13 protein-coding genes and 1 pseudogene are annotated in these 17,341 nt (G+C 60.9%); 9 read left to right on the plus strand and 5 right to left on the minus strand.

The window, feature by feature from the left end:
• Positions 1 to 27: 27 nt before the first annotated feature.
• The 3 genes from B5V00_RS13925 to B5V00_RS13935 form a co-directional block, all read right to left on the minus strand.
• The gene (locus B5V00_RS13925; RefSeq protein WP_085011425.1) at positions 28 to 1,899 is read right to left on the minus strand and encodes an NAD(P)H-dependent oxidoreductase; all 1,872 of its coding nucleotides are present in this window, start codon (positions 1,897 to 1,899) and stop codon (positions 28 to 30) included.
• Positions 1,896 to 2,609, minus strand: a complete 714-nt coding sequence (locus tag B5V00_RS13930) for a MerR family transcriptional regulator (RefSeq protein ID WP_085011426.1) — start codon at positions 2,607 to 2,609, stop codon at positions 1,896 to 1,898. Before B5V00_RS13930 ends, B5V00_RS13925 begins: the two co-directional genes overlap by 4 nt.
• Before the next feature lie 160 nt (positions 2,610 to 2,769).
• Complete coding sequence (locus B5V00_RS13935; protein WP_085011427.1) at positions 2,770 to 3,255, minus strand: Lrp/AsnC family transcriptional regulator; 486 nt, start codon at positions 3,253 to 3,255, stop codon at positions 2,770 to 2,772.
• Positions 3,256 to 3,482: 227 nt separating this feature from the next.
• On the opposite strand from B5V00_RS13935, the gene B5V00_RS13940 reads away from it, so the two are divergent.
• The 6 genes from B5V00_RS13940 to B5V00_RS13965 all read left to right on the plus strand — a co-directional run bounded on the left by B5V00_RS13940 (position 3,483) and on the right by B5V00_RS13965 (position 12,003).
• Positions 3,483 to 4,640 carry a histidine decarboxylase gene (locus tag B5V00_RS13940; RefSeq protein WP_139800786.1) on the plus strand — a complete coding sequence of 386 codons (1,158 nt, stop codon included), beginning with the start codon at positions 3,483 to 3,485 and terminating at the stop codon, positions 4,638 to 4,640.
• Positions 4,637 to 5,035, plus strand: coding sequence for a hypothetical protein (locus B5V00_RS13945; protein ID WP_085011428.1), 399 nt, complete (start codon positions 4,637 to 4,639; stop codon positions 5,033 to 5,035). The genes B5V00_RS13940 and B5V00_RS13945 overlap by 4 nt, the downstream gene beginning before the upstream one ends.
• 180 nt (positions 5,036 to 5,215) lie before the next feature.
• Positions 5,216 to 6,997 carry a sensor histidine kinase gene (locus B5V00_RS13950; protein ID WP_139800787.1) on the plus strand — a complete coding sequence of 594 codons (1,782 nt, stop codon included), beginning with the start codon at positions 5,216 to 5,218 and terminating at the stop codon, positions 6,995 to 6,997.
• Positions 6,994 to 8,382: a sigma-54-dependent transcriptional regulator gene (locus B5V00_RS13955; RefSeq protein ID WP_085011430.1), complete on the plus strand. Its 1,389-nt coding sequence runs from the start codon at positions 6,994 to 6,996 to the stop codon at positions 8,380 to 8,382. Before B5V00_RS13950 ends, B5V00_RS13955 begins: the two co-directional genes overlap by 4 nt.
• A 409-nt stretch (positions 8,383 to 8,791) precedes the next feature.
• Positions 8,792 to 9,823 (plus strand): TAXI family TRAP transporter solute-binding subunit, encoded by a 1,032-nt coding sequence (locus B5V00_RS13960; RefSeq protein WP_085011431.1) that lies wholly within the window; start codon positions 8,792 to 8,794, stop codon positions 9,821 to 9,823.
• Between the two features lie 71 nt (positions 9,824 to 9,894).
• The gene (locus tag B5V00_RS13965) at positions 9,895 to 12,003 is read left to right on the plus strand and encodes a TRAP transporter permease (protein WP_085011432.1); all 2,109 of its coding nucleotides are present in this window, start codon (positions 9,895 to 9,897) and stop codon (positions 12,001 to 12,003) included.
• An 8-nt stretch (positions 12,004 to 12,011) separates the two neighbouring features.
• On the opposite strand, the gene B5V00_RS13970 is transcribed toward B5V00_RS13965, so the two are convergent.
• Both B5V00_RS13970 and B5V00_RS13975 read right to left on the minus strand, forming a co-directional pair.
• Positions 12,012 to 12,626 carry a cytochrome c3 family protein gene (locus B5V00_RS13970; protein WP_085011433.1) on the minus strand — a complete coding sequence of 205 codons (615 nt, stop codon included), beginning with the start codon at positions 12,624 to 12,626 and terminating at the stop codon, positions 12,012 to 12,014.
• 179 nt (positions 12,627 to 12,805) lie between these two features.
• Complete coding sequence (locus B5V00_RS13975) at positions 12,806 to 13,936, minus strand: 6-bladed beta-propeller (protein WP_172399764.1); 1,131 nt, start codon at positions 13,934 to 13,936, stop codon at positions 12,806 to 12,808.
• 246 nt (positions 13,937 to 14,182) lie between these two features.
• On the opposite strand from B5V00_RS13975, the gene B5V00_RS13980 reads away from it, so the two are divergent.
• From B5V00_RS13980 to B5V00_RS17615, 3 genes and pseudogenes are all read left to right on the plus strand, one after another.
• Positions 14,183 to 14,761: a TetR/AcrR family transcriptional regulator gene (locus B5V00_RS13980; RefSeq protein WP_085011435.1), complete on the plus strand. Its 579-nt coding sequence runs from the start codon at positions 14,183 to 14,185 to the stop codon at positions 14,759 to 14,761.
• Positions 14,762 to 15,124: 363 nt separating this feature from the next.
• Positions 15,125 to 17,116: a (Fe-S)-binding protein gene (locus B5V00_RS13985; protein WP_085011438.1), complete on the plus strand. Its 1,992-nt coding sequence runs from the start codon at positions 15,125 to 15,127 to the stop codon at positions 17,114 to 17,116.
• Between the two features lie 140 nt (positions 17,117 to 17,256).
• Positions 17,257 to 17,341, plus strand: a pseudogene (locus B5V00_RS17615) (electron transfer flavoprotein subunit beta/FixA family protein); the annotation flags it as partial.

Here is a 17,341-nt window from a genome sequence, read left to right on the forward strand (position 1 = left end):
ACCGTAAGTGGACAAGGTTGTTCCCGGTCAGGATTGCGGGGCGCGAGAGAAGAGCGTTTTCAGTTTCAGCAACAATCCCAGGTTGCCCCGGGTCGTGTATTGTCCACTTATCAGTGCCTGTTGGCCGTCAAGTTTGCCCTGAGCGATGGCCAGCCAGACCTCCCCGGGGGTCTTGACGGTCAGTTCCGCCCGGTCCGCCGGACCCTCCCGGAAGCTGCAGCAGCCATCGGCAATGCTCAGATGGGCGATGAAGTTTTCCGCGCCACTTACCTCGAACTGGATATTCGCCCTGAGGTCGCCCGCCATGTCCGGGTTGAAGACCCGCGGCATGCCCTCCAGCAACTCCCGACAGGTTGAGATGTTCATCCCCTCAGCCGCTTCGGGGGCTGATGTTGTTTCCGCCTGCCTGGTTTTTCCTGCCGCTCTTTCGGTCATCAGTTGGCGTATCCACTCTTCGCGCAGGCGGGTGTCAATCCGGGACTGCCGGTTGGTCTCCTGGCCGATATAGGCGTTGAAATCCCGGTAAAGACCGAGTTCCCGCCAGTGCTGGTGATCATGTTTCATGACCCCGTCCTGTTCGGTCCGCACCAGGTTGCTCATGAACTGGTAGAAACGCAGATCCTGATCCGTGGCGGGGTATCGACGGTTCTCCCGTACCGCGCGGGCCAGGTCTCCGGCCAGGTCGACAGCCCTTTGCCGAACCGCCTCTTCGCCGACGAACTCACCGGGGTTGGTTGCCATGGCGGTGAGGCTGCCGACGGAAAAGGCACCGAAGGAACGCAGAATCTCGGCCAGGTAAGCAGCGGTGTCCGATTCTCCAAGACCGGCTGAGACGCTGACTGCCAGGCCGGGCTTCCAGTTCGGACGGGGTTTATGGCCAAGAGCCAGATTGCGGTCGATAAAGGTTTTCATCTGCGCCGTCACCTGGTGAAAATAGACTGGAGAGGCCAGGATGACACCGGCGGCGGCGAGCAGTTTCCGGGTGGTTTTCCGGTGGTCGTCATCGATCCAGCATTGGCCTTTTTCCAGGCACCAGGCGCAGCCGTGGCAATATGTGAGCTCAATCTCAGAGAGGTTGATGACCTCCAGTTCAAGGCCCTGTTCCTTGAGGGTGGGGCGCAGCATCTCCAGCATTAAAGAGGTGTTGCCGATGCCGGCATGGGGTGAGCCGTTGATGGCGACGATGGTCTGTGAATTCGACATGGGAGCCTCCTCGTCTGAAGATGATGCCTTGACGGGCACCGGTGAGAATGGTCCGGCTGGTTTTGTGCCGGAGACTGAATGGCCGGTCGAAACCGGTTCGAGGCCAAGTTTACGCTGGTAATGGGCGGGGTAGCCGCGGGTGAAAGGCAGGCCGATGCCGAGTAGCAGGGTGGCAGGAAGAATGACTCGAAACAGCAGTTCCAGAGGGCCGGCCGACAGCGCCGGCCAGATCGAGGGAATGGCGGTTGAGATGGCACAGCTGAAAAAAATCCCGGCCCAGACTCCGGTCATGTGCAGATTGATGCGTTTGAAGACCGGATGCTCCCAGACTTCAGGGGGCGCCCGTCTCCTGGCGAAGTGGGTGGTGAAGGGTTCGCCGCCCCACAACAGCGGCGCGACGGCCATGACCATGAAAATAACGTAGAGGGAGGTTTCCGGCCAGTCGGCCAGCAGCCGTCCCAGGTCGTCCGGTCGGAGCCAGAAACCGGTGACGGCCAGTCCCAGATAACAGCAGATCGCCTTCTCAAGGGCCGAGGCACGTCTGGAACGCATGAGGACTGCCAGCGACCAAACTGCAGCCAGGAACAGTCCCAGACTGAGGGGGCGCATCAGCGACAGGGAAAAGTGGTTGACGCGTCCGAGGATGAAGAAAGAGGTCAGGGCCGCAGCCGGCATCAGTGCCGGGAGCTGCTTCATGACAAGAGACTTTCATCCTTGAGATTGCTGCTGGCGGCGACCCGGCGTTGGAACAGCCGGTCGATGACATAACTGCGGGTGGCACGGGCGGCCTGCACCAGCTGCAGGGTTGCTGCAGCATCTTCGTCCGCGGGCAGAGGCCCGGTGATTCTGTTGCGCAGGGCCATCTCCCGGTCCACTATCTGTTTGCCGAGGGTGGGATAAAAGTTGATCTCTTCGGGAGTGATTCCCCGGGCCAGTCCCCGGGCATAGAGAATCCCCATGGCCAGGTCCTGCTGGTCGAAGCCCTCTCTGCTGAGCGGCAGCAAGAGCCCTGCTTTTTCGAAAGCAGCCAGCTGTTCCGGGGTCAGGCCGCTCCTCTGGCAGAAGGCCTCCCGGCCCAGCAACGGGCCATCCTGATCGCCGAAAATGGCGTGGTGCAGTTCAATGAACGGTGTGATTTCCTGTCCCTGGTCCTTGAGTTCAAGGAGTTTCCCGATCTTCTGCAACGGCAGACGATGGCGGGTTTGCAGGGTCTTGATCTGGGCCAGGCGGGGCACGCATTCGGGGGCGTAATAGGCCATGTTCGGACTGGTTTTAACCGGTTGCGGCAGTAAGCCCTGGTCCAGGTAGTAAAGGATTGTGGATTTGGGCAGCCCGGTTTGGCGGACGAGTTCGCTCATTCGCAGGCCCGGTTGCCGGTCATGGGCGTTCTTTTTGGGTGTCGACATGGTGGTCCTTTGGGTTGGGCAGGCACTGTATGCGGCAAAGACGGTGTGTCAGCTTTCCATCAGTTTAGAGCGTCACTGTCAGAGTGTAAAGTGTAAAGTTGCGCTTGACACTTTTGTCGGGCGAAACGAGGTTTACAGATGACGCTCAGGGGGGCGCCTGTCAGTCCTGCAGGCCCAAGCTTGTCAGCCCCAGCGGCAGTGCCGTGGTCTGCTTCGCCTCGCGCAGCACGAAATTCGATTCGGCTGACTCGACGATCGGCAGATCCAGCAGTACGGAAGTGAGAAAATGTTCGTAATCCTTGATGGTCGGGACAATCACCTTGAGCTGGTAGTCGCGCCCACCGCTCAACAGCAGGCATTCCTGGACCTCGTTCCGCTCGTTGGCAAAGGATTCGAACCTCTTCTGTCCCGCCACCGATTTGTCCCGCAGGGTCACCGATGAAATCACCGTTACGCCGAGGTTGACCCGGGCGGCATCGAGCAGGGCGACCTGGCGGCGGATGATGCCGGCTTCGCGCAGCTGGCGGATGCGTCGCCAGCAGCTCGGAGCCGAGAGGTTGGCCCGGGCGGCGATTTCGGCGACCGGCAGAGTGGCGTCCTGCTGCAGGATTTCAAGGATGATGCGGTCCTGTCGATCGAGAGTCATGGTAAATCCGTTCGTTAAAATAATTATTTTTGAAAAATTGTATCAAAATAAGGGCACGTCGGCAAAATTTTGAAAAGAAATTAGCCGCTGTTCCGGATATCCTGACACCGAATTGAGTTTGTGAACTGAGGCTCGGCATGCTGCGCTGGGGTGGAACGACTTTTTTGCCCTTGGCGGCATGGGCCGGCTACGGTTCGAGAATGGAGTCAATCCCGGAAAGGTTTTTCATGATGCTTGCCGATGACCTGAATTCTTTCCCGACGGTCCCCCGACTTTCGGGGTCGGACCTGACCCGCCTGGAGCAGCTGCTCGCCAACCTTCGCGAGCGGACCGGAACCTTTCTCGGCTACCCGGTGGCCAAGGACTTCGACTGCAGCGCCCTGGCGCCCTTTCTGGATTTGCCGCTGAACAATCTCGGCGATCCCTTCGCGCCGAGTACCTACCAGGTTGATTCGCGTGAATTTGAACGGGAAGTGGTAGCTTTTGCCGCCCGGCTGCTGCGGGCCGAAGAGGACAGCTGGTGGGGGTACGTCGGCAATGGCGGCAGCGAAGGGAATCTCTACGGGCTCTATCTGGCGCGGGAACTGTTTCCGCAGGGGATGGTCTACTTCTCCCAGGGAACCCATTACAGCGTCAGCAAGAATCTCCATCTGCTCGGCATGCGGCATATCATGATCCGCTCTCAGGCCAGTGGTGAGATCGATTATGAGGATCTGCGCGAGACTTTGCGGGTGCATCGTGATGTGGTGCCGATCATGTTTGCCAATATCGGGACCACCATGACCGAGGGCAAGGATGATATCGGCAGGATCCGCCGGATTTTCCAGGAACTGGCCATCAGCCGGTTCTATATTCACAGCGACGCCGCACTCTGCGGTTTCATCGCTCCGTTTCTGAAACCGCGTCCCGCCTTCGATTTTGCCGATGGCGCCGACAGCATCTCGATCAGCGGCCACAAGTTCATCGGTTCGCCGATCCCCTGCGGCATCGTCCTGGCCCGCAAGCGTCATGTCGAACGGATTGCCCGCTCGATTGCCTATATCGGCAATCTCGATACCACCATCAGCGGTTCGCGCAACGGTCTGACCCCGCTGATCATGTGGCTGGCGATCAGGCAGTTGGGCGAAGAGGGTTTTCGGGCGCGGGTGGCGCGCAGCCTGGAGGTGGCGGACTATGCCTGTACCCGGTTGCAGCAGGCGGGCGTGGCGGCCTGGCGCAACCCGAATGCCATCACGGTGGTTTTCCCCACTCCGGCGGAAACGGTCTGCCGGCGCTGGCAGCTGGCCAGCGCCGACGGCGCCTCGCACCTGGTGGTCCTGCCCAATGTTTCGAAGGGGCAGATCGACTGTTTTGTCGCCGACCTGGCGGCGGGGGGCTGCCGATGAAACGGATCACGGTGATTGCCGGGGATCGCAAGGGACTGATCGCCGACCTGACCGAGCTGCTGGCGGCAGGCGGAGTCAACATCCTGACCATCAACGCCCAGTGCGCCGCGGGCAGCGCCTACCTGCGGCTACGGGCCGAACCCTACGACCGGGCCCTGGCCCTGCTGCGGGATGCCGGATACCAGGCGGTTTCCGACCAGGTGCTGGTGCTGCGGATTCCCGACCGGCCGGGCAACCTGGCGCGGGTGGCCCGCAGACTGGCCGAACAGGGAGTGGATATCCGCGGTCTGACCATGGTGCAGCGCGACGCCGGGTTCTGCGTCGTGGCGGTCGCCACCGATGACCGGGACACGGCCCGGCAGGTTCTTCGCGAGGATGTCCTGGACATCCCCTGAGGTATTGACGTCCTCACCGGTTCAGGGCAGAGTTGATGTGAAGGCGCAGAGATTGCAAAGGGGTGGGGTGAAAGTTTCTTTGCGCTCAGAGTCCCTCTGTGCTGTATTTGGTTGAGTGTCGATCCGGTGCGGATTGTCGTACCGGGGATTCTCCTGACCGGAAAGTGGACAACGGGAAAAGTGAAAGACTTCAAACCGCTTGCTCCCGGATGGATCCTGGTTGTTGCTCTGCTGCTGATCAGCGGGGTCTGGCTGGCCAGCCGCTGGGCCCGCAGCGTCGAACTTGACGCGCTGACCGCGACCGGCGAGGAGCGGCTGACTCTCTATGCCGGCACCCTGCGCGGGGCGCTGGATCGTTATGCCTATCTTCCCTATGTCCTGGCCCGCAATGCCCAGGTGCAGCAGATGCTGATGCAGGGGAGCAGTTCGCCCCAGGTGAACCGTTACCTGGAGGAACTGAACCGGGAGGCCGGTTGCGAATCGCTGTACGTCATGAACATCCTGGGTGATACCCTGGCGTCGAGCAACTGGCGCGAGTCATCCAGTTTCATCGGTCGCAATTATGCTTTTCGCCCCTATTTCACCGAGGCGATGCAGGGGCGACAGGGACGTTTTTTCGCCATCGGGGTGACCACCGGTCAGCCGGGTTTTTTCATGTCTCACCCGGTGCGTCGTGACGGGCGGTTTCTCGGCGTGGCGGTGGTCAAAGTCGATCTCGACCCTCTGCAGGACGACTGGCGCGAAGGGGGGGAGACGGTTCTGGTCAGTGATGCCAACGGGGTGCTGTTTCTTTCCAGCCGCAGTGACTGGAAATACACCACCCTGGCGCCGCTCTCCGCTGAACAGCGGCAGCGAATCCGGGCGGGACGTCAATACGGCAACCAGCCTCTACGGTTGAGCCCGCTGCAGACGATCGAGGTTCTCGGCGAGAACCTGCGCATTGTCCGCGCCGACGGTGAACGTTATCTGCTGGTTTCCCGGCCGTTGCCGGGGTTTGACTGGACATTGATGCATCTTGCTTCTCTGGCCCCGGTGCGGGAGCGGAGCCAGGCGGTGGCGACCATCGGCACGGTGCTGGTGCTGCTGCTGTTTGCCTGCGGCATGTACATGCGGGAACGGCGCCAGAAGCAGCTCTCCCGGCGCAAGGCCGGTGAGGCCGAGGCGATCAAGGCGATCAACCTGCGCCTGCAGGAGGAGATCGAGGAGCGCCGGCGGACCGAGCGGGCCCTGCGCGACGCCCAGGCGGAACTGGTGCAGAGCAGCAAGCTGGCGGCGCTCGGTCAGATGTCGGCCGGCATTGTTCACGAACTGAACCAGCCGATCGCCGCCATGCGCACCTACGCCGCCAGCGGCCGGCTGCTGCTCGACCGTCACGAGGAGGAACAGCTGCGGGAAACGTTCGCCGCCATCACCCGGATCACCGAACACATGGCTTCGGTCACCGCGCAGTTGAAGATTTTCGCCCACAAGGCGCCGCTGCAACGCGAGCGGGTGGCGATCCAGGCCTGTCTTGACGAGGCACTGGCACTGACTGCGCCTCTGTTCAGCGAGGCCGGGGTTGAGCTGGTTCGGGAGTTGCCGGATCAGGAGGTGATCATTTCCGGCGGCAGCGGCCGGCTCAGGCAGGTGCTGGTCAACCTGATCCGCAACGGTATCGACGCGATGCGCGACAGTGAACCGAAGGCGTTGCGGATCCGAGTGACCGTCGAAGGACAGGAGGTCGAGATCGAGGTGCGGGACAGTGGGACGGGGATTGCCGAGCAGGATCTGGACGAGTTGTTCAATCCTTTCTTTACCACCAAGGAAGTCGGCAAGGGGCTGGGGCTCGGTTTGTCGATCTCCTACCGGATCGTCACCGACCTGGGGGGAACCATTCGGGCGATGAACAATCCGGACCGGGGAGCCCGGTTTATTGTGCGACTGCCGCTGTTGAACGGGCAGTCTGGCGGGGAGAAACGATGACGAAGAACAACTGCAGGGTCTATCTGGTCGACGACGACGCGGAGATGCGTGCCTCGACCACCCAGTGGCTGGAGTTGGCGGGGCACGAGGTCCGGGTCTTTGTCGATGCGCCGAGCGCCCTGGCGGAGATCGATGCCGATCTGGACGGGGTGGTGGTGACCGACGTGCGGATGCCGAAGATGGACGGCATGAGCTTTCTCGCCCGGCTGACAGCTCTCGATGCTGATCTGCCGGTGATTCTGGTGACGGCCCACGGTGATGTGCAGATGGCGGTCGAGGCGATGCGTCGGGGTGCCTACGATTTCATCGAAAAACCCTTTGAGCCGGAGCGGCTGCTCGATATTCTGCAGCGGGCCGGAGAGAAGCGCCGGCTGGTTCTCGAAAATCGGGAATTGCGCCGCCGTCTGGACGGCCCGGGGAACCTGGAGCAGCGCCTGATTGGCAACTGTCCGGGAATTCGCCGGCTGCGCGAGGAGATCCTCGATATCGCCGCGACCGACGCTCCGGTCCTGATTCAGGGTGAAACGGGAACCGGCAAGGAGGTGGTCGCCCGCTGCCTGCACGAATACAGCACCCGCAAGCAGGGCCGCTACGTTGCCGTCAACTGTGGCGCGGTGCCGGAAAGCATGTACGAGAGCGAGCTGTTCGGCTACGAGAAGGGCGCCTTCACCGGCGCCGACAAGCGCCGCATCGGTCGTTTCGAGTACGCCCACGGCGGCACCCTGTTCCTCGACGAGATCGGCACCATGCCGTTGCCGCTGCAGGTCAAGGTGCTGCGTGCCCTGCAGGAGCGGGAGGTGGTGCGGATCGGCGGCAACGAGCCGCAGGCGGTTGATCTGCGGCTGATCAGCGCCACCAACGCCGATCTGCAGGCCGAATGCGCCGCCGGGCGGTTCCGCAGGGATCTCTATTATCGCATCAACGTCGTCGAGTTGCGGGTGCCGCCGCTACGCGAGCGGGGCGGCGACATCCTGCTGCTGTTCGACTACTTCTGCGCCCGGGCGGCCGAGACCTACCGCCGTCCGGCGCCGCCGCTGCAGCCGGCTGCCGCCGGACGGCTGATGGCCCATGACTGGCCGGGTAACGTACGCGAACTGAAGAATATTGCCGAGCGGTATGTCCTTTCCTCCCTTTCCGGGGAGCAGCGCCTGGCCGCAGTCCTCGGGGGGGCGCGGCAGGTCGCGTCGGAGACGCCCCGGGCGGGTCTGCAGGAGCTGCTGCGACAGTATGAACGGCAACTGCTGGAGCAGTCGCTGGCCCGTCACAGGGGAGATATCCAGGCGGTGCTGGACGAACTCGGCCTGCCGCGCCGGACCCTGAACGAAAAGATGTCCCGCCATCAGCTCGACCGTCGGAACTTTCTCATGGACGGAGAGTCTTCATAGAGAGCGAATACAATAGGTTTTTTGCCCGGAAGTGATCTGAGTAAGCCTCCCCGTCCCCCCGTCAGCAAGTTTTTGCCGACGGGGGGATTTTTATCAGCAAAATCTTGCTGATAATTGTCCCTTTTTTTGTCTGAAAACGGGTTTTCCCCCTCCGTTTCCCTTTGGCACAGCCCTTGCCTTGTTAAAATGGCAATCACCTGAATCAGTGAGCCCCTTGTCGGCGGATAGCACAAGCCATTGTCCTGCCTGAGCTTTCTAAAAATCACCAGCGAACCTATGGGTGCGCTTCAGATTTTTGGAAATCCCATTCAGACCAAGCACTTGTACTCTCCATCCAACAGGACTCACGGACTCAGGAGGCAGTCAACGGGATCGTGATCCCTTTACCCATCAGAGGAGGAGAGAACAAATGAAGATCATGACGCGAATCAGACAGGTCGCCCTGACTCTTGCCGCGCTGGCACTGGTGATCGGCACGGTTTCTCCGGCGGCCGCCAAGCTGAAGGAGCGCAGCTACCTGCTGGCGACCGCCTCGACCGGCGGCACCTATTATCCGGTCGGTGTCGCCCTGTCGACCCTGGTCAAGGTCAAGCTGCAGCCGAAACAGAAGATCGGCATGTCGGCCATCAACTCGGCCGGTTCCGGCGAGAACGTCAAGCTGCTGCGCGACAACGAGGTGCAGTTCGCCATCCTGCAGGGGCTGTATGGTGCGTACGCCTGGAACGGCACCGGTCCCATTGCCAAAGCCGGTCCGCAGAAGGAGCTGCGGGCGGTCACCATGCTCTGGCAGAATGTCGAGCATTTCACCGTGCTGAAGAAGTTCGCCAAGACCGGCACCGTTGCCGATCTGGTGGCCATGAAGGGACAGGCGATGGCGCTGGGCAAGAAGAATTCCGGCACCCTCGGCTCCAATACCATGCTGCTCGGCAACCTGGGAATCGATGTCAAAAAAGACTACAAACTGGTCTATGTCGGCTATGGTCCTTCGGCCGACGCCTTGCAGAACGGTCAGGTGGCCGGCATGGGAACTCCTGCCGGAGCGCCGGTCAGCGCGGTGACCAAGGCGATGGCGGCCATGGGGGACAAGATCACCGTCCTCGATTTTACCGATCAGCAGCTGAAACAGGCTGACGGCGGCATGAACCTCTGGACCCGTTACGTCATTCCGGCCGGAACCTATCCGGGGCAGACCAAGTCGATCAACACCATTGCCCAGCCGAATTTCCTCGCCACCCGGGCCGACGTGGATGAGGACGCCGTCTACCAGATCACCAGGACCATCTACGAGAACCTTCCGTTTCTGAACGCCATCCACGGCGCCACCAAGGCGATGGCGGTTGAAAAGGCGATTGCCGGTCTGCCGATGCCCCTGCATCCCGGTGCCGCCAAATACTATCGGGAAGTCGGCATCAAGATTCCCGCGCGGCTGATCGCCAAATAGTCCGAAAGCAACCTGAACACCTGACGACGGCCGCCCGTCCGGGCGGCCGTCCCTGGCTGGAGTTGAAGACCATGACCACCTCCGAACCCGAAGTTCATCCCCTGCACGCCGGCCTGCTGCTGGTGCTGGGGGTGGCTGTTTCCCTGCTGCATATCTGGTTCAATGTCTTTTCGGTGCTGCCGACCCTGTGGCAGAATGCGCTGCATTTTGCCGGCTTCGCCCTGATCGCGGCGGTGGTTTATCCGTTACGCAAAGGGGGGGCGGTCGGCTGGCGGGTCCTCGATGCCCTGCTCGGCCTGGCCGCGGCGGGCTCGGCGATCTTTCTGATCGCCCGCGAGGACGCGATCTACGACCGGGGCGTGAGCCTGTTGCCGTCGGAGTGGGTCGCCGGAATCGTGCTGATCCTCTGCGCCCTCGAATTCACCCGCCGGGTGGCCGGGTGGTTCATTCCGGTGCTGATCATCATCGCCCTGACCTATGTCGGCTGGTGGGGCGGGTTGATCGGCGGGGTCTTCAAGTTCGCCGGGCTCAGCCCGGAAACCATTCTCTTTCGCAGTATCTATGGTGATGACGCCCTGTTCGGCACCATCGCCCGGATCTCGTCAACCTACGTCTTCATGTTTATCCTGTTCGGTGCTTTTCTGCTCCGTTCAGGGGCCGGGGAGTTTGTCATCGACCTGGCGCGGTCGGTGGCCGGCCGCTTTGTCGGCGGGCCCGGACTGGTGGCGGTGATGGCTTCGGGGCTGATGGGCACCATTTCCGGTTCGGCGGTGGCCAATACCGCTTCGACCGGGGTGATCACCATTCCGCTGATGAAGCGTGCCGGCTTCCCCGCAAAATTCGCCGCCGGTGTCGAGGCGGCGGCTTCGACCGGGGGACAGCTGATGCCGCCGATCATGGGAGCGGGGGCTTTCGTCATGGCGACCTATACCCAGATCTCCTACAATACCATCGTCCTGGTCAGCATCCTGCCGGCGATCCTCTACTTCGCCACCGTGGCCTTCTTTGTCCGCATCGAGGCCAAGCGCAACTTCGTCACCGCCATCGATGATGAAAAGGTTTCGGCGCTGGAGATTCTCAAGAAGGGCGGCGTGGTCTTCCTGTTGCCGATCGGCGTGCTGATCGGTCTGCTGATCTATGGCTTCACCCCCACCTACGCCGCCGGAATCAGCATCATCTCGGTGGTGGTCGCCTCCTGGTTCAGCACCAACCGCATGGGGCCGCGGGCGATTGTCGAGGCCCTGGCCCTGGGGGCACGGAACATGGTGATGACAGCGATCCTGCTGTGCAGCGTTGGCCTGATCGTCAATGTCATCGCCACCGCCGGGATCGGCAATACCTTTTCGTTGATGATTACCGAATGGGCTGGGCACAGCCTGGTGATCGCCATCGGTCTGATCGCCCTGGCCTCCCTGGTGCTGGGGATGGGGTTGCCGGTGACCGCCGCCTATATCGTTCTCGGTACCCTGTCGGCGCCGGCGCTGCACGGTCTGATCGCCGACGGCATGCTGGTCGACGCTTTGGCCAACGGCCAGATCCCGGAGGCGGCCCGGGCCCTGTTCATGGTCGCCACCCCCGAACACCTGGCCGAAATCGGCAATCCGATGACTCATGCCGCGGCCCGGGCAATCGTCGATGCGGTACCGATCGACATGGCGAGCATGGTGCGTGAAGCGGTGCTGAGCAAGGATGTGCTGACCTTCGCCCTGCTCTCGGCCCACCTGATCATCTTCTGGCTGAGTCAGGATTCCAACGTCACCCCGCCGGTTGCCCTGGCTGCCTTCACCGGGGCGGCGATCGCCGGAACCAAGCCAATGGCCACCGGCCTGCAGTCATGGAAGATCGCCAAGGGGCTTTACGTGGTACCGCTGCTGTTCGCTTACACGCCCTTTATCGGCGGTTCCTGGGGGCAGGATTTTCTGATCTTTTTCTTCGCCCTGTTCGGTCTCTACGCCTTTACCGCCGCGCTGCAGGGGCACATGGAGGCCCGCCTCAACCCCCTGTTGCGGCTGGTCGCCCTCGGCCTCGCTGCCGGCCTGTTGTGGCCGCTCCCCTGGTGGTGGCATGGTGTCGCCCTGGTCGGCCTGGTGATCTTTTTCTCTTTCAATCTCAGGCAGTCAAGGCGGGATCCCGGTTCCGCGGAAAATCCCCGGATTCTGCCGGCGGAACTGAAAACCTGAGATTGGCTTTACTTGATATGACAGTCCTTGCAGAGCGCGCTGTTGGCGTTGCTCATGACCAGGAAGGGGACATTGGCCGGATCGTGGACCTCGTGGCAGGAACTGCACCACATGGCATCTCCGGTTGACCCGAAGTGAACCCTGGCGATGACAGGATCCTTGATGCCCTTGTCAAGGGTCGCGTCAAAGCGGAAACCGACCGGATGGTCGTTGGAGAGGTCGGTCCCGAGATCGGCTTTTGTTCCCTGCAGGGGTTTCAGGTAGCTGTATTCGGTCTGGTCCGCCAGGCTGCCGTCGTGACAGCTGAGACAGAGCGGCGCGTCGGAGGGCATGGTGTTGATGTAGCTCAGGTCGATGGTGTGATCGAGGGTATTGCTGGAATAGACCTGGGTGACATAGCGCGGGATTCTGCCGAAACCATTGGCGCCGGGCAGCCAGTTGTGGGCGCCGCCGTGGCAGGCCCGGCAGATATCGGTCAGTCCCGGAATCACACCGGTGAGATCATGCTTGGACCCGGCGATGTTGAGAGCCCCGGCCGGATTTGAAAGACCCAGCAGCAGGATTGCGATAAGGATTGTGAAAACTGGTCCACTGCCGTGAAAGACCGGCTTTCCCGTCGTCATGATTCCCCCTCCTTTTTTTGAATGCCGCCGTGATTTCACGGCATGGTTTATGGGTAAAATGGCCGGTCGGCTCTGCCGCGCCGCAAGACGTCCTCTCTGCTTTTTGGGTTGTGGATCAGCGGGTTACGCATTATTTCCGCCATGGCGGATAAAAAAACGAACATTGGTCTTTGCAAATCTTATTCCCTGGATGCCTGCCTTGGGTGTCTGCCGTAGGCTGCCAGTCGTCGTCGGGTTGCTTCATCGAAAGGATGGACGGCCAGGTAGGACGGTGTCAGTTGCTGCCAGTGGCTTAACCGCCGCATCAGAATATCAGCGATCCAGAGCGAACCGTTAGAAGTGACGCTCACGCCGGAAGGAGCGACAAACGCCATGGGGTGAGCGCTCATGTGTCCCGCGCCGATCACCATCTCCGGTTTTTCCTCGCGGCTGTAAGCCACCAGGGCGCCGACCCGTTGATCGGTGATCCAGAGGGTTCCGTCGCTGCCGATCGTAATCCCCTTGGGAGAATTGAAGTAATAGGCTTCCCAGCCGGTAAAGGGAATAGTTCGTCGGAACCCGCCATCGGGGCCGAACACCGAGAGCCTGGAATTGAGCATGTCGGCGACCAGCAGTTCCCCCTTGTTGTTCACTGCCAGGCCCTGCGGAGCCGCAAGTTCGCCTGGCCCGGTGCCGGGGGTGCCGATGGTTCGCAGGTATTCTCCTCCACAGGTGAAAACCAGGACCTGGTGGTTGCGGGTATCGCTGGCGTAGAGCAGCTTGCGATGCCTGGCAATCGCCAGGAAGGACGGGTTGCCGCTGAAGATATCTTCACCGATGCGGCGCTCGATTTCCCCGGCGGGATTCAGAACGGTAATCCTTTTTTCTGTCCCTTCAGCGACGTAAAGACGGCCGTCGGAGTCCTCGGCAATGCCGAGCGGAAGATGCAGGCGTTTTCCGTTGGCTGGCAAGGATGTGACTTTCCCTCTGCGGGTCAGAACCCAGAGCAGGCCGGCTCTTGAATCGCTGACAACCAGCCGTCCCCGGCGGTCGGTCAGCAGGTCGAAAGGGGTCTGGAAGAGAGGCTCCTGTCTGCCGAGCAGGGCTTTGCTCAGCGAGTCAGGCTGCAGTTGCAGATCTTCCGGGCGGTAGATGGTCTGCAGATATTCGACACGCGCCTGTTCGGGAGGGACGGGCCAGATGTAGCGGGGTTTGTTTTTCGGTGGAGAGCATCCTGTCAGGACCGACAGCAGCAGAAAAACGATGAGGCTGGCAATGATCGCGGGCAGACATGTTTCGCGGCAGTTGCCATGGTCGGCAATCGTTCCCATTTCCCCCCCCCGGAAGTCATGAAACAGGTTGAATGAACCCATTGATTCAGATGAACGGAGAACAGGGTAGCTTTTTCATCCCTCTCCGTCCAGTCTGAATTTCCCTCCCTCGGGGGCGCATTCGATTGCCGTTGCCGGTTTCCGGCGGGTTGCCATCAAATTCCCGCCGGAAAAAATCCTTGACAGAAAAACCCTGTTTGATAACCTGCCTAACAAACGTTAGGTTTGTCAGGAGAGTCTGAGTCTATGTCTGAAGCCTTGTCCCGGCGGGAAGTCATCCTTCAGGAAGCGGCCCGTCTTTTTCGTGAAAAAGGCTATCTGGCCGCCAATCTGCGGGAGCTCGCGTCCCGGGCCGGTATCCAGGGGGGAAGCATCTATCACCATTTCTCCTCGAAGCAGGAGATCCTTTTCCAGGTGATGGATGACACGATGAGCGACATGATCACCCAGTTGACGGCGTGTCTCGAAGGTGCGGAGACGCCGTCGCAGCGGCTGCGGCGGATGATGCGTTTTCATATCGAGTACGTGGTTGCCGGATCCGACCGCACCTACATCACCGATGATGAGCTGCGCAACCTGGAGCCTGCGAACTACCGTGAAGTTGTCGCCAAGCGGGATCGTTACCAGCGCATTATCGAGGATATCCTGGCCGCCGGGCGGGAGCGGGAAGGCTGGCGTGTCACCGATACCAAGCTCATCACCCGGGCGGTGATCAAGATATGCGCCGGGGTCGCGACCTGGTTCCGGACGGAAGGGGAGTTGACCCTCGACGGGATTGCCGAGGTCTATGCCGACCTGGTGTGCAACGGTCTGCTGCCGCGCTGATCGCGTCGGCGAGTGTAAACGGAAGTGATAAGCTGTCACGGAACAGAACAGTCCGGCGAAAACGGTAACAACTGCTCAAGTTTCCGGAATTAAACAAGAAATAAAGGTTTGTCCGCGGCCGCAAGGGGGCGGCGGTGGTTGGTATCTTCCTTGCTGCTTTCCCTTGCACTGCAGCAGGCGTAACACCTGAACCAGTGAGTCCCTTGTTGGTGGACAGCACACGTCATTGACCTGTCTAAGCTTCCCAAAAATCACCAGCGAACCTGTGGGTGCGCTTCAGATTTTTGGGAATCCCAACCGGGCCAGGTACGTGCACTCTCCATCCAACAGGAACTCACGGATTCAGGTAACAGGATGGAACAGATGGAACTGACTCGCGAAATTTACTGGAATGTCGGCCACTCGGTGATGATCCCGATGTATCTGCTGGTGGCGGCCGCTATCGGCGTGCTGGTATGGGGGCTTCGCAAGCGTCTGGCAATCTACCGCCAGGGACAATCCCTGGATCGAACCGACCAACGCGGCGAGCGTCTCAAGGGCGTATTGCGCGATGTCCTGTTGCAGGCTCGGGTGTTGCGCGTCAAGGGGGCGGGCACCGCTCATGGTCTGTTTTTCTTCGGCTTCGTGCTGCTGACCATCGGCACCACCCTGGTCTTTCTGCAGGCCGACATTCTGCATCCGCTGTTCGGCATCCGTTTTCTCAAGGGCAGCTTCTACCTGCTCTTCTCCATCGTTCTCGATCTTGCCGGACTGGTTGGCATCATCATGCTGCTCGGCCTCGCCGTACGCCGCTATGTCGTCCGCCCGAAGGATCTGCCGACCGTCTCCGACAATGCCCTGATGCTGGTTCTGCTGCTGCTGATCCTGGTGACCGGCTTCCTGCTGGAAGGGACGCGCATGGCCGCCACCGAGCTCGGCACCAGTCTCTCCTGGTGGTCGCCGGTCGGACTGTTCTGCGCCCAGTTCTTTGCCGGCATGGGTGAGGCGGCCCAGCGTTCGCTGCATCTTGGATTGTGGTGGTTTCACTTCGCCCTGGTGCTCGGTTTTTTCTGTGCCATCCCCTTCACCCGTTTTCGTCACCTGCTGCTGACTCCGGCCAACGTCTTCTTCCGCGATCTCGGTCCTCGGGGAAATCTGTCGACCCTCGATCTTGAAGACGAAGAAGCCGAGAGTTTCGGCGTCGCCACCGTCGCCGATCTCACCTGGAAAGATATCTTCGACGGCGACGCCTGTACGTATTGCAAGCGCTGCCAGGACCGCTGCCCGGCTTGGAACACCGACAAGCCCCTGTCGCCGATGAAGGTGGTCAACCAGATCAATGAAGTCAGCGTCGCCGGCCTGCAGAGCGACCCCGAGGCCAACCTGGTCGAAACCGTGACCAATGACGTGCTCTGGAGCTGCACCACCTGTCGTGCCTGCCAGGAGATCTGCCCGGCGACTATCGAGCATGTGACCAAGATCGTCGGCATGCGCCGCAACCTGGTGTTGATGGAGGGAGAGTTTCCCGGCGAAGAGGTGCAGAAGGCCGTGGAGCAGACCGAAGTCAACGGCAATCCCCTTGGAATGGCGCCGGCGGCCCGGGCGGATTGGGCCGAAGGGTTGGAAATTGCTGACTTCAGCAAGGGAGAAAAGGCCGATATTCTCTACTTTGTCGGCTGCTACGCTTCCTTTGACAAGCGCAACCAGAAGATCGCCAGGAGCTTTATCCAGTTGCTGTCCGCCGCCGGTATCAAGGTCGGTATTCTCGGCAAGGAAGAAAAATGTTGTGGCGAACCGGTGCGCAAGCTCGGCAACGAATACCTCTACCAGATGCTGGCGGTCGAGAATATCGAACAGCTGCAGGCGACCGGCGCCGGTCGAATCGTCACCGCCTGTCCGCACTGCTTCAACACCCTGGCCAAGGACTACCGTGATCTCGGTCTCGAACTGCCCGTCGAACATGCCAATACCTTGCTGGCCAAACTGCTGGATGAAGGTAAACTCAAGCTCAAGGCGGAAAGTCTCGACTGCACCTACCACGACTCCTGCTACCTCGGCCGCTACAATGACCTCTACGATGCCCCGCGCCGCCTGCTGGCGGCCGCCGGAGCGAAGCTGACTGAGATGGAAAAGAACCGTACCGAGAGCTTCTGCTGCGGTGCCGGCGGCGGACGGATTCTCGCTGAAGAGAAACTCGGCGAACGTATCAACCAGAAACGCGCCCGGATGGCCGCCGAAACCGGCACCGGGACGCTGGTCTCCAGCTGTCCGTTCTGCATGACCATGTTTGAAGACGGCATCAAGGGTGCCGAACTGGATGAAACCCTGCAGCCGAAGGATCTGCTGGAGTTGCTGGCGGAACGGATCGAGAGCTGAACCCAGAAACAGGCCACCAAGACACCAAGAACACCAAGAAACAGAAAACCGGAAAAGATTCTCTTGGTGATCTTGGTGCCTTGAGCAAGCGCAGCGCGCGGGTGGCGAAAAAAAGATCTTAACAACCCGGAGGAAAGAAGATGAACATTCTCGTCTGCATCAAGCAAGTCCCCGACATGGAGTCGCGTTTCAAGGTCGCGGCGAACGGTACCTGGTACGAAGAAA

It is taken from the genome of Geothermobacter hydrogeniphilus (assembly GCF_002093115.1).
In the GTDB taxonomy this organism is placed as follows: domain Bacteria; phylum Desulfobacterota; class Desulfuromonadia; order Desulfuromonadales; family Geothermobacteraceae; genus Geothermobacter_A; species Geothermobacter_A hydrogeniphilus.

What these genes read in the sequence shown, in the direction of transcription:
- B5V00_RS13925 (WP_085011425.1), bottom strand. Translation starts at nt 1,899, where the DNA reads ATGAAGCAGCTCCCGGCACTGATGCCGGCTGCGGCCCTGACCTCTTTC.
- B5V00_RS13930 (WP_085011426.1), bottom strand. Translation starts at nt 2,609, where the DNA reads ATGTCGACACCCAAAAAGAACGCCCATGACCGGCAACCGGGCCTGCGA.
- B5V00_RS13935 (WP_085011427.1), bottom strand. Translation starts at nt 3,255, where the DNA reads ATGACTCTCGATCGACAGGACCGCATCATCCTTGAAATCCTGCAGCAG.
- B5V00_RS13940 (WP_139800786.1), top strand. Translation starts at nt 3,483, where the DNA reads ATGATGCTTGCCGATGACCTGAATTCTTTCCCGACGGTCCCCCGACTT.
- B5V00_RS13945 (WP_085011428.1), top strand. Translation starts at nt 4,637, where the DNA reads ATGAAACGGATCACGGTGATTGCCGGGGATCGCAAGGGACTGATCGCC.
- B5V00_RS13955 (WP_085011430.1), top strand. Translation starts at nt 6,994, where the DNA reads ATGACGAAGAACAACTGCAGGGTCTATCTGGTCGACGACGACGCGGAG.
- B5V00_RS13960 (WP_085011431.1), top strand. Translation starts at nt 8,792, where the DNA reads ATGAAGATCATGACGCGAATCAGACAGGTCGCCCTGACTCTTGCCGCG.
- B5V00_RS13965 (WP_085011432.1), top strand. Translation starts at nt 9,895, where the DNA reads ATGACCACCTCCGAACCCGAAGTTCATCCCCTGCACGCCGGCCTGCTG.
- B5V00_RS13970 (WP_085011433.1), bottom strand. Translation starts at nt 12,626, where the DNA reads ATGACGACGGGAAAGCCGGTCTTTCACGGCAGTGGACCAGTTTTCACA.
- B5V00_RS13975 (WP_172399764.1), bottom strand. Translation starts at nt 13,936, where the DNA reads ATGGGAACGATTGCCGACCATGGCAACTGCCGCGAAACATGTCTGCCC.
- B5V00_RS13980 (WP_085011435.1), top strand. Translation starts at nt 14,183, where the DNA reads ATGTCTGAAGCCTTGTCCCGGCGGGAAGTCATCCTTCAGGAAGCGGCC.
- B5V00_RS13985 (WP_085011438.1), top strand. Translation starts at nt 15,125, where the DNA reads ATGGAACTGACTCGCGAAATTTACTGGAATGTCGGCCACTCGGTGATG.